At 43.8% G+C, this 12,465-nt stretch carries 9 protein-coding genes; all 9 read left to right on the forward strand.

All coding sequences use genetic code 11. The features are described from left to right. Nucleotides 1-17: 17 nt before the first annotated feature. Genes rseP through dnaE form a run of 9 tightly spaced genes read left to right on the forward strand, consistent with a single transcriptional unit; the run spans nucleotide 18 to nucleotide 12,371 of the window. Nucleotides 18-1,367 carry an RIP metalloprotease RseP gene (gene rseP / locus B2739_RS14020; RefSeq protein WP_331346474.1) on the forward strand — a complete coding sequence of 450 codons (1,350 nt, stop codon included), beginning with the start codon at nucleotides 18-20 and terminating at the stop codon, nucleotides 1,365-1,367. A gap of 51 nt (nucleotides 1,368-1,418) precedes the next feature. Further along, on the forward strand, nucleotides 1,419-4,091 hold the full coding sequence (gene bamA / locus B2739_RS14025) for an outer membrane protein assembly factor BamA (protein WP_331346475.1): 2,673 nt from the start codon (nucleotides 1,419-1,421) through the stop codon (nucleotides 4,089-4,091). Between the two features lie 36 nt (nucleotides 4,092-4,127). Next, nucleotides 4,128-4,640 carry an OmpH family outer membrane protein gene (locus B2739_RS14030; RefSeq protein WP_331346476.1) on the forward strand — a complete coding sequence of 171 codons (513 nt, stop codon included), beginning with the start codon at nucleotides 4,128-4,130 and terminating at the stop codon, nucleotides 4,638-4,640. Between the two features lie 17 nt (nucleotides 4,641-4,657). Beyond that, nucleotides 4,658-5,683 carry a UDP-3-O-(3-hydroxymyristoyl)glucosamine N-acyltransferase gene (gene lpxD / locus B2739_RS14035; protein ID WP_331346477.1) on the forward strand — a complete coding sequence of 342 codons (1,026 nt, stop codon included), beginning with the start codon at nucleotides 4,658-4,660 and terminating at the stop codon, nucleotides 5,681-5,683. 29 nt (nucleotides 5,684-5,712) lie between these two features. Next, on the forward strand, nucleotides 5,713-6,150 hold the full coding sequence (gene fabZ / locus B2739_RS14040; RefSeq protein ID WP_331346478.1) for a 3-hydroxyacyl-ACP dehydratase FabZ: 438 nt from the start codon (nucleotides 5,713-5,715) through the stop codon (nucleotides 6,148-6,150). A 50-nt stretch (nucleotides 6,151-6,200) separates the two neighbouring features. Beyond that, a complete protein-coding gene (gene lpxA, locus B2739_RS14045) occupies nucleotides 6,201-6,971 on the forward strand; it encodes an acyl-ACP--UDP-N-acetylglucosamine O-acyltransferase (protein WP_331346479.1) in 771 nt (256 codons plus the stop codon). Nucleotides 6,972-7,025: 54 nt separating this feature from the next. Further along, nucleotides 7,026-8,171, forward strand: coding sequence for a lipid-A-disaccharide synthase (lpxB, locus tag B2739_RS14050; RefSeq protein ID WP_331346480.1), 1,146 nt, complete (start codon nucleotides 7,026-7,028; stop codon nucleotides 8,169-8,171). Between the two features lie 33 nt (nucleotides 8,172-8,204). Continuing rightward, a complete protein-coding gene (rnhB, locus tag B2739_RS14055; protein ID WP_331346481.1) occupies nucleotides 8,205-8,813 on the forward strand; it encodes a ribonuclease HII in 609 nt (202 codons plus the stop codon). A gap of 24 nt (nucleotides 8,814-8,837) precedes the next feature. After that, nucleotides 8,838-12,371, forward strand: a complete 3,534-nt coding sequence (gene dnaE / locus B2739_RS14060; protein ID WP_331346482.1) for a DNA polymerase III subunit alpha — start codon at nucleotides 8,838-8,840, stop codon at nucleotides 12,369-12,371. The last annotated feature ends 94 nt before the right edge of the window (nucleotides 12,372-12,465 follow it).

The following is a 12,465-nucleotide window of genomic DNA, read 5'->3' on the forward strand; positions in this document are numbered from 1 at the left end:
TGGTTCGAGGTTTTCTTGTGGAATTAATCCAGACAATTTTGTCTTTCTTGGTTGCATTGCTGATCTTGGTCACCATTCACGAGTTTGGGCATTTTTATGTTGCTCGTCGCTGTGGTGTCAAAGTATTGAGGTTCTCAATTGGTTTTGGGCGAGTGCTTTGGTCTCGTCGCGACAGTCAAGGGACTGAATATGCTGTGGCTGCATTGCCTTTGGGTGGCTACGTCAAAATGTTGGATGCGCGAGAATCTGTTGTTTCTCCTGAAGAGAGTCAGTTTGCCTTTAATAATAAGAATGTATGGCAGCGCATTGCGATTGTAGCTGCTGGGCCGATCGCCAATTTTATGCTTGCGATTCTCTTGTTCTGGGGGCTATTACTGCAAGGGCAAAAAGATCTCATACCAATTATAGGTCAGGTAGCTCCTGGATCTATTGCTGCTCAGGCGGGGCTAGAAGCTGGACAGGAAATTATTGCAATTGATGGGCGCTTAACTCCTACTTGGCAAGCCTTGAATAAAGCCTTATTAAATCGATTGGGAGAGACTGGAGAGATCAGCATAACGGTTGCTTATTCTGACTCACATTTTCAATATGAAACTAAAGCTCAACTGGTTGATTGGATGAGGGATGCTGTTGATCCTAATCCCGTTGCAGGTATGGGTATTACTTTGCATCTTCCAATACCAGCGATAGTTGGTGAAGTTGCATTTGGTGGAGCAGCAGAAAAGGCCGGGTTTAAAACTGGCGATCGTATTTTGCAGGTCAATGATGTTGATGTAGACAATTGGCCTGACTGGGTTGAATTCATACGAAAGAATCCAGAAAACCGCATTAATGTAAGTCTGGAGCGCGGCGAGCGGATAATAAATCTCCAGCTAACTCCTGATGCTGTTGAGGAGGATGGGCACAGGATCGGGCGTATCGGTGCTGGAGTTCAAACTTACACACTACCTGAAAGTTTAATCCGTACCTACGAATACAATCCGGTCAGTGCGTTTGTCGCAGGGGTCAATAAAACCTGGGAAACCTCTGGATTTGTTCTTTTATCAATCAAAAAATTGATTCTTGGCGAAATTTCCACGAAAAACTTGAGTGGACCGATAAGCATTGCTAAGGTGGCGGGCTCTTCGGCCGAGAGTGGCTTGAAAAGTTTTATTGGTTTTGTCGCTCTGCTCAGTGTATTTCTGGCAGTTTTTAACCTTTTACCTATTCCTGTGTTGGATGGTGGCCACTTATTTTATTACTTTATTGAAGTAATAAAGGGGAAACCGGTGTCCGACAGAGTGCAGATGCTAGGGTATCAGGTTGGACTCTTTCTAGTGATAAGTCTAAGTGTGCTAGCGCTGTATAACGACATACTGCGGCTTTAATTGGATCCCCCTAACCGCAACCAACATCCATTTATGATTAGAACAAATTCTATGAAGCGAGTTTTGATGCGATTTATTGGCTGTTTTTTGGTGCTCTTGCTGTCTTGTGCTGTGCAAGCGCAAACTTTCCGTGTCAGTGATATCCGTGTAGAGGGGCTGCAACGTGTTTCAGCCGGTACAGTTTTCAGTGCTCTGCCTATACGGGTAGGTGACATACTGACTCAGTCTGATATTCAAAATGCAACCCGCGAACTGTTTAAGATCGGTTATTTCTCGGATGTAGCGATTAAACGTGATGGGGATGTATTGGTATTGGTCATCAAAGAGCGCCCGGCGATCAATAGTATTGAACTTAAAGGCAACAAGGCTATTAAGACTGAAAACCTTATGGATAGTCTTAAAGACAATAATTTATCAGAAGGCCAAATTTTCCAGCGCGCTACCTTGGAAGGCATAACTCAGGCATTGCAGCGTGAATACGTAAATCAGGGGCGCTATGGTGCAAGTGTCAATATTGAAATTGAAGATATGCCCCGTAACCAGGTTAAAGTTCTGGTAAAGATCGACGAGGGCAGCCCATCCCGTATCAAGCAAATCAATATTGTCGGTAACCACAGTTATACCGAAGAAGAGTTGGCTGATCTTTTTGAATTAAAAACAACAGGTATGTGGTCTTGGATATCAGGTAATGACAAATATAACAAAGAAAAAATGAAGGGTGATTTGGAGCGGCTGGAATCCTGGTATATGGATCGCGGCTATTTAAATTTCAAAATTGACTCATCGCAAATTTCATTAAGTCCTGATAAGGCCAAAATCTTTATTACGATCAACATTACAGAGGGTGACATTTATAAAGTCAGTGAAATCGATTTGGCAGGTGATCCGGCTATCGATGAGGAAATTATCCGCCGCATGATTTTGATGCGTAAGGATCAGATTTTCTCTCAAATTCTTATGACAACTTCTGAGGAATACGTTACCAAACGTTTGGGTAATGAGGGGTATACCTTTGCCAAAGTAGAAGGGATGCCAGAACGAAACGACGCTGATAAAACCGTAAAAATTACTTTCTTTATTGAACCTGGCAAACGCGCATATGTGAATCGTATTAATTTTCGCGGTAACACTAAAACGATCGATGAGGTGTTGCGCCGTGAAATGCGTCAAATGGAAGGCGGTTCTGCAAACTCTGCACAAATTGAAAATTCAAAAGTGCGGTTGGAGCGTTTGGGTTTCTTTAAAGAAGTGAAAGTAGAAAATAAAGAGGTTCCGGGTACTTCGGATCAGATAGATGTAGAATACACGGTTGAAGAACAGCCATCGGGCAGTATGGGTTTGCAAGTAGGTTATGCCCAGTATTCTGGATTATTGTTCTCTGCAAGTATTCAACAAAACAACTGGTTTGGCACAGGTAAGCAGGTAGGCTTTAGCTTCAGTCACAATCGTTATCAGACAGCATATAACTTTAATTACAACGACCCTTATTTTACACCTGATGGTGTAAGCCGTGGTGTGAATTTGTATTACACCAAGAGTGACTATGGCTCGTATAACATTACTCCTTACAGTACAAACGTATATGGAGGAAAACTAAATTTTGGTTATCCTATTTCAGATATTGAGCGCATTGGTTTTGATATCGGTTTGCGTAGTTTGGAAGTTGAACCTACAGGGTATTCATCACAGGAAATTATTCGCAGTCCATTTTGGAGCGATAGAATTGGCTATATAACCCAGCAAGAAAATTATGACTTGATCCAAAGAGCACAGCAGGGAATTGATTACCCCAACGGTAGCTATGAAATTAAAACAGTTACTGAGGATATGCTTGGCGCTCCCGGTTTCCTTGATATTTATGGCGATACATTTAATGATGCTCAGTTGAGTATGTATTGGATGCGTTCAACTCTCAATCGTGGAGTTTTAGCAAATCGTGGTGCTTCGCAGCAATTAAGCTTTGAGCTTTCTCTGCCTGGTGGCGACCTGCAATATTATAAGTTCGACTACAATGGCCAAATTTTCAAGCCTCTAACGCGTTCTCTAACGTTGCGTTTACATACTCGCTTGGGTTACGCGGCTTCCTATGGTGATTTGGACGAACTTCCATTTTTTGAACACTATTATGCGGGTGGTTTTGGGTCGGTTCGTGGCTTTGAGCGCAACACTCTCGGTCCACGTAGTTCTCCGCGTCGAAGTGATGATGAAACAACAACCGCTACCGTGTGGGATGATCTCAATGGCGATGGTATTGCTCAACCTAATGAGCGCGGCGGCTTGGCTTACGTGCTGTGTGAAGATCCAAATGCTCCAGGTGTAGGTGCTAATAGCGATGGGTATCCGCGCCTCTGTAATCCAGGCGAGCTGATAAGCGATCTAATAGTGGGGAGCACATACACCAGCCGTACCCGTGGTGCATTTGGTGGTAATGTGTTGATTCAGGGGGGGGCGGAAATTTTATTTCCACTGCCATTTATTAAAGATCAGCGTTCTCTGCAAACGACGTTCTTCGTAGATGCAGGTAACGTATTTGATACTGACTGTGGTGCAACCCAATTGAATTGTTATGGCGTTGATGTTGATCGTATTAATGCCTCAGTCGGGTTTGGTTTGACTTGGATATCCGGTTTTGGCCCTATGACTTTTAGTATTGCCGAACCGTTTAGGGAAAATGAATATGATCGAACAGAAGTGTTCCAGTTCTCCTTGGGGCAAACTTTCTAACAATAAATGTTTTATCTCATTAAAGAGGAATAGATTGTGAGTGTTACACAAAACATGTTGGCTGCTGTTGTATTGTCTTTGGTGTCGGCAGTGTCTTGGGCGCAAGGCAAAATAGTTGTTCTTGATCCGACAGCTGCTGTGATGGGAACTGCTGCAGCTAAAGCGAAATTTGAAAAATTGCAGAAAAGTGCTGAGTTTGCTGCAGCAAAAGCAAAATTAGATGGCTTGGCTGCAGATATCAAAGCATTGCAAACTGAGTATCAAAAAGATGGTATGACGTGGAGTGCTGAAAAGCGTGCAGAGAGTGAGAAGAAGTTGCAAAGCCTTGGACAAGATTATCAATTTCAGGGCAAAAAGTTGCAAACTGAACAACAAGCGCTTATGCAGCAAATTATGCAAGAGCTGGGTCCCAAAATGGAGTCAGTAGTCAAACAGTTGGTCGATTCAGAAAAAATCACCATGATTGTTGACGCCAAAGCAGTCATGATGGCAAAGCCTGAAAATGATCTGACACCCAAAGTTACTGCCTTGCTTGATAAAGCAAAATAGCAACAGGTTGCTGTGTTGTGAAGCGCTCTTATACATTGTTAGAACTAGCGACCAGAGTGAATGCTGAGGTTGTTGGTGATCCATCGCATGAAATAATAGCGCTTTCAACATTGCAGTCAGCGACACAAAAAGATTTAAGCTTTATTGCTAATCCCGCGTATAAAAAATTTCTCGCATCTACGAAAGCTGGAGCCTTATTGGTTAACCCGGATTTTGCCAAGGAATACAGCGGGAATAAGTTGATTGTAAAAAACCCGTATCTTGCATATGCGCAGCTTTCTGCTGTTTTTGAAGTGCTGCGCCCGCCTTATTCTGGAATTCATCCTACAGCCGTAGTTGGCGTTGATTGTCAGTTAGGTGAGTTGGTTTCTATTGGCGCTAATGCTGTTGTTGGTGATGGCGTTATTCTTGACGATGGCGTCATTATTGGCCCGGGCAGTTATGTTGGCAATGATAGTGTAGTTGGTAAAAATACGCGTTTGGCTGCCAACGTGAGTATTTATCACGGGGTGATTATTGGTGCTGATTGCACGTTACATAGTGGTTGTGTGATTGGTGCGGATGGTTTTGGGTTTGCTCCAGATGCAGGCGGATGGGTTAAGATCCATCAGTTGGGCGGAGTAAAAATAGGTAATAGGGTAGAAATCGGTGCATGTACTTGTATTGATCGTGGTGCTCTCGACGATACTGAGATTGACGACGGTGCAATTATCGATAACCAAGTGCAGATAGGCCACAATGTACGCATCGGGCGCAATACAGCAATTGCTGCGCATACAGCAATTGCTGGTAGCACAATAATAGGTGCCAATTGCACGATAGCTGGTGCAGTTGCTATTGCCGGTCATTTGACTTTAGCGGATAAAGTTCATATTTCTGGTAAGAGCATGGTCTCTGCATCTATCAATGAACCGGGTTCTTATTCTTCCGGTACTCCTTTGTCACCAACAAAAGATTGGCGCAAAAATGCCGCGCGTTTTCGTCAATTGGATAACTTGGCTACACGCTTAATAAAACTCGAACGCACTCATGGTGCGGAATAAATTTTAATTGATTGCTTGGGGCTTGCACCATGATGGACGTTAACGAAATTCGCCAATATTTACCTCACCGATATCCATTTTTGTTGGTGGATCGCGTTGTGGAGTTGATTGAGGGTGAATCAATTATCGCGTATAAAAATATTACCGTTAACGAAGAGGTTTTTAATGGGCATTTCCCTCAAAGTCCTGTTTTCCCCGGTGTAATGATTATTGAGGCTATGGCTCAAGCGTCTGGTATTTTGGGTTTCAAAACAATGAATAAAAAACCACAGGATGGTTCTATTTATTTGTTTGCCGGTGTTGATGATGTGCGTTTCAAGCGCCAGGTTATTCCAGGTGACCGGTTACAGCTGGAGTCGCGTGTCATTTCGGAAAAGCGTGGTATTTGGAAATTTGAATGTAAAGCCAGTGTTGATGGAATATTGGCTGCCTCTGCAACCATTCTCTGCGCAGATCGTAAACTCTAAATGATCAAAATACCTGATCGCAAATTGTTTTGGACGAGTGAGAGCTTATTTTGATAGATTCATCCGCAATTATCCATCCCGATGCCAAACTTGCTTCTGATGTACAGGTTGGCCCTTGGACAGTAATTGGTCCTGATGTGGAGATTGGAGAAGGGTGCATTATTGCTTCCCATGTTGTGTTGAAAGGCCCAACTAAAATTGGCAAACATAACCGCATATATCAGTTCTCTACTATTGGTGAAGACACCCCTGATTTAAAATATAAGGGTGAACCGACACGCTTAGTTATTGGTGATAACAATGTTATCCGAGAAGGTGTGACCATCCATCGCGGCACCATACAAGACCGCAGTGAAACTACAATTGGCAATAACAATTTACTAATGGCTTATGTGCATGTTGGCCATGACAGTGTTATTGGTAACAATTGTATCTTGGTAAATAACACTGCTCTGGCGGGACATGTGCATATTGGCGATTGGGCAATTTTGAGTGGATTCACTCTTGTGCATCAGTTTTGCAAAATCGGAGCCCACAGTTTCTCAGGTATGGGCAGTGCGATTGGTAAGGATGTACCTGCATACATAATGGTGAATGGAAGTCCTGCCGAAGCGAAGAATATTAACGTCGAAGGTCTGCGTCGCCGCGGTTTTAGCAAAGACGAAATTGCACTCTTGAGTAAAGCCTACAAAATTATTTATCGCCGTGGATTGACATTAGATGAAGCTCTTGCGGAGTTGAATCCATTTGTTAATGATAGCCCCGCATTGCAAGTGTTAATCGATTCTCTTAATGCCTCAACGCGCGGTATTGTCCGTTAGTGTTGTTTTACGGCTACTCCACGTTTGTTATAACATCTAAAAACGGAGGGCTGCATGTCTGATCACATACATATAGGTATTGTTGTCGGAGAAGCCTCTGGCGATATTCTTGGCGCAGCTTTAATGCAAGAGCTGAGGAGCCACTTCCCAAATGCTGAGTTTTCCGGAATCGGTGGCCCTCGCATGTTGGCGCAAGGCTTTCATTCCTATTTCCCACAAGACCGTCTCGCGGTGATGGGTTTGATCGAACCACTCAAACGTTTGCCTGAATTATTGCGCATTCGTAAATTTTTGCGCGACCACTTTATTGCAAATCCCCCGGCTGTATTTATTGGAATCGACTCGCCTGATTTTACAATTTCTCTTGAGGCTGCTCTCAAGCAGAGTGGAATCAAAACTGTTCATTATGTGAGTCCGTCTGTATGGGCTTGGCGACAAAAGCGTGTATTAAAAATCGCTCGTGCAGTGGACTTGATGCTTACTCTGCTTCCATTTGAGGCAAAGTTCTATCATAAACATAATGTCCCGGTAGAGTTTGTTGGGCATCATCTGGCAGATGAAATTCCATTGGCTGTCGATAAAGTAGCCGCGCGAAAAACTCTGGACTTACCTGAAGAGGGGCGGATAGTTGCGCTTTTGCCGGGCAGTAGGGCCAGTGAGGTCGAGCGCATGGGTGAGTTGTTCATGCGTACTGCGGTTTATTGTCTTGAGCAAGATCCCAGTCTGCAATTTATTATCCCAGCCGCTAGCCCAGATCGTTATCGTCAGCTGCATATCGAGTTAAATGATTATGTTGATTTCCCCATTGAACTTATCAATGGGCATTCCCATGAAGCTATGGCGGCAGCAGATGTTGTGCTACTTGCGTCGGGAACAGTAACGCTGGAGGCGTTATTGTTGAAGAAGCCAATGGTTGTTGCTTACAAAATGGCACCGCTCACGTTTAAGATTTTATCCTGGTTGGTAAAAACTCCTTGGGTTTCACTGCCGAATTTGCTTGCACAAAAAATGTTAGTGCCGGAATTGTTACAAGATAAGGCAACTCCTGAAGCATTAAGTGCCGCAGTAATGAACTACTTTGAAAATCCTGATGATGCTATTGAATTAACTCAAACATTTATGCAGATGCACAGTGAATTAAAACGTGATGCCAGTGCACGTGCCGCGGATGCTATTGCCAAACTAATCATTAAAAATTAATTCTCACTTATTCAATATGGTACAGGTGCTGCAGTGCTAGAGCCTTTTGTTAGTGTTTATCATGGACTTCTTTGCGCGGGTTGTGATGAGGTGGGGCGAGGGCCTTTAGCTGGTGATGTTGTCGCCGCTGCCGTTATTCTTGATCCCGATAATCCGATTATTGGATTGGATGATTCAAAAAAACTGACTGAAAAAAAACGCGAACTGTTATTTGACGAGATACAACAAAAAGCAAAAAGCTGGTGTATTTCACGAGCTTCTGTTTCAGAAATCGATAAAATTAATATTTTACAAGCCAGTTTGTTAGCAATGACCCGTGCCGTTCAAGGTTTACATATTCAGCCTGAGCATGTTCTGGTTGATGGTAATAAATTACCTAAATGGCATTATCCTGCTGAGGCTGTCGTGAAGGGCGATAGTCGTGTTGCTGCGATTAGTGCTGCATCCATACTCGCCAAAGTAACGCGCGACCGTGAAATGATTGAGCTGGATAAAATATATCCTGGATATGGTTTTGCTGATCATAAAGGATACCCCACCAAAGTTCATATGGAAGCGTTGGATCGTTTAGGTGTTACGCCTATACATCGAACATCCTATGCTCCTGTAAAATCCAAAATTGAACAAATAGCATTGTTTTAGCCCATTCATTTTTAGAAGTTAATTATGCCAGCTGCTAATTTTGTCCATTTGCGTTTACACACCGAGTTCTCACTGAGCGATAGTTTGGTGCGAATCAAATCGTTAGTGAAACGTGTTGCTGAATTAAATATGCCTGCTTGCGCAATTACCGATCAGACAAATTTTTATGGGTTAATTAAGTTTTATAAAGCTGCACAAGGTGCAGGTATAAAACCCATTGCAGGAAGTGATTTTTGGATTGCCAGTAATGACTCGGAAGGAAAACCCACGCTGATTACTTTGTTGGCGATGAATGATAAAGGTTACAAAAATATTATCGAATTGATTTCCCTTGGGTGGCGACAAGGGCAGCAGCAGGGCATAGCGTATCTTCAGCGCGACTGGATCAGCCAGCACAGTGAAGGTGTTATCGCACTTTCAGGTGGGAAATTGGGTGATGTAGGAATGGCGTTGCTGGGAGGGCGCAGTGCACAAGCGGGAGAATTGTTACAAGCGTGGATGCAAGAGTTTCCCAATCGCTTTTATTTGGAATTGCAGCGCACTGGCCGGGAAAACGATGAAAATTATTTGCATGCAGCAGTGGCTCTTGCGGCAGAGTTTAATTGTCCGGTAGTGGCAACTAACGATGTACGTTTTCTCAAGCAAAACGAATTTGAAGTCCATGAGGCGCGCGTTTGTATTGGTGAAGGGCGTACATTGGATGATCCCCGCCGTGAGCGTCGCTACAGCGACCAGCAATATTTGCGTTCTGCCGAAGAAATGGCAGAGCTTTTTAGTGATATCCCGGAAGCTATTGCCAACACAATTGAAATTGCCAAGCGTTGCACCATCAATATTCAAATGGGTAAATATTTTTTACCTGAATATCCGGTGCCAGAAGGTTTAACCGAAGCAGAATTCTTTCGTCAAATTTCGCATAAAGGATTGGACGAACGGTTGGAACGAATTCTTGATAAATCTGCCGATAATTATATGGAGCGGCGGAAGGTTTACGAAGACCGATTAAATTTTGAATTAGATATTATTAACCAGATGGGTTTTCCTGGTTACTTCCTTATTGTTATGGACTTTATTCAATGGGCCAAAGACCACGATATTCCCGTAGGGCCGGGTCGTGGATCGGGTGCAGGATCATTAGTTGCTTATTCGTTGAAAATTACTGATCTTGATCCTCTGGAATACGATTTGCTTTTCGAACGTTTTCTAAATCCTGAACGGGTTTCTATGCCCGACTTTGATATCGACTTCTGCATGGATAACCGCGATAAGGTGATTTCATACGTTGCTGACAACTATGGACGTGATGCGGTTAGCCAGATTATTACCTTCGGTACCATGGCTGCAAAAGCAGTAGTACGCGATGTGGCGCGCGTGCAAGGCAAATCTTACGGTCTTGCTGATAAGTTATCCAAAATGATTCCTCCTACCCCTGGGATGACGCTTGCGCAAGCACTGGAAGAAGAGCCGCAATTAAAAGAATTTATTGCAGTCGATGGCGATGCCGGTGAAATTTGGGAGATGGCAGTACAGCTCGAAGGCCTCACTCGTAACGTTGGTAAACATGCGGGTGGTGTTGTTATTGCGCCAACAAAGCTGACCGATTTTTCTCCACTGTATTGTGATGAAACTGGTGGTGGCCTTGTTACCCAATTTGATAAGGGTGATGTAGAAGAAGCAGGGCTCGTAAAGTTTGACTTCCTCGGTTTACGCACGCTGACTATTATCGATTGGGCGCGTATCATGATCGATAAACAGCGCCTAAAAAAAGGCGAGCCTCCGCTCGATATCAGTGCAATTCCGCTCGATGATTCAGCCACATTCAAATTATTAAAACGTGCAGAGACTACTGCGGTATTCCAGTTGGAATCGCGCGGCATGAAAGATCTGATTAAACGTTTGCAGCCTGACAATATTGAAGACCTGATTGCACTGGTAGCACTCTTTCGCCCCGGCCCTTTGGAGTCGGGGATGGTGGATGACTTTATCAATCGTAAACACGGTCGTGCGCAGGTGGCCTATCCCGATGCAAAATTTCAACATTCCAGTTTAAAGCCGGTTCTTGAGCCAACTTACGGCGTTATTGTTTATCAAGAGCAAGTTATGCAAATTGCGCAGGTGCTCGCGGGTTATACCTTGGGTGGTGCAGATATGTTGCGCCGTGCGATGGGTAAGAAAAAACCGGAAGAGATGGCCAAGCAGCGTGCTGTATTTGAGGAGGGTGCAAAAAATCAGGGCGTTGATCCGGAATTGGCGATTAAAATTTTTGACTTGGTGGAAAAATTTGCCGGTTATGGTTTTAACAAATCCCACTCAGCTGCTTACGCAATCGTTTCTTATCAAACGGCTTGGCTAAAAGCCCATTATCCAGCACATTTTATGGCGGCGACTATGTCGTCGGACATGGATAAAACCGATAAAGTAGTTACCTTTATCGAAGAATGTCGTACCATGAAGTTAAAATTGTTGCCGCCGGATGTTAACTCTGGTGAGTTTCATTTTACAGTTGATGATGCTGGGCGAATTATTTACGGCTTGGGTGCTATTAAAGGTTTGGGTGAAGGGCCAGTTGAATCCATTATTGCTGCACGTAATGAAGGCGGCCCGTTTAAAGATTTATTTGATTTCTGTGCGCGTGTTGATCCGCGCAAAGTAAACAAGCGAGCATTGGAAGCGATTATTCGTTCTGGCGCAGCCGATAGCTTGGGGCCGACTTACAATTCCCCTGGTCATTTAATTGATCACGACCGTGCCGTTATGTTTTCCTCTATGGGTGAAGCCGTTAAAACGGCTGAGCAAGCAACGGCGAACTCCAATGCAGGCATGATGGATTTATTTGGTGCTGTGATTGCAGAAGAGCAATCAACTAAAGATGTGTATGCAGATTTTTGCCGTACGCGCACATGGACAATGAAAGAACGTTTACATGCTGAAAAAGAAACCTTGGGTTTGTATCTTACTGGCCATCCAATTGATGAATATGAAAGCGAACTGACGCATTTGGTAAGCTCGCGTATCGCCAACTTGAAACCGGAAAAATCAGCGCAAACCATTTCAGGATTGGTTATTTCCCAGCGTATCGTTAAAACCAAGCGCGGCGATAATATGGCGATTCTGACATTGGATGACCGCACCGGTCGTATGGATGTCACCTTGTTTGCAGAGACATTTAATAATGCGCGCGATGTTTTGGCAAAAGATGGATTGTTGGTAATCAATGGACAAGTAAGATATGACGATTTTAGTGGTATGCTGAAGATGAGCGCTGAATCGGTGCGCTTGTTAGAAGATGTGCGACAGGAAAAAGTGCGAGAGCTGTGGTTGGAATTGGAGTCTGGCGTATTGTCTGCAAATTTTTCGCGCGAACTAATGGATATGTTGGATCCTTATCGCCAATCGCCGCAGCAAGAAGCGCGTTGCGCCATTGTTGTTGATTATGTGCGTAGTGATGCGCGGGCACAATTACGATTTGGCAATCAGTGGAATATCCGCCCTGAAGATGAATTACTGCAGCGCTTACGCGATAGCTATGGTCGCACTAAAGTAAAATTGGTTTATTAAAAAATTGATGTGATTTAAAGGCCGCAGTACGCGGCCTTTTTTATTGGCGATGAATTGCACTGTTCAGTTATTTTCCTTAGAAATAGTCGATATA

It is taken from the genome of Cellvibrio sp. UBA7661 (genome assembly GCA_002483365.1).
Taxonomy (GTDB): domain Bacteria; phylum Pseudomonadota; class Gammaproteobacteria; order Pseudomonadales; family Cellvibrionaceae; genus Cellvibrio.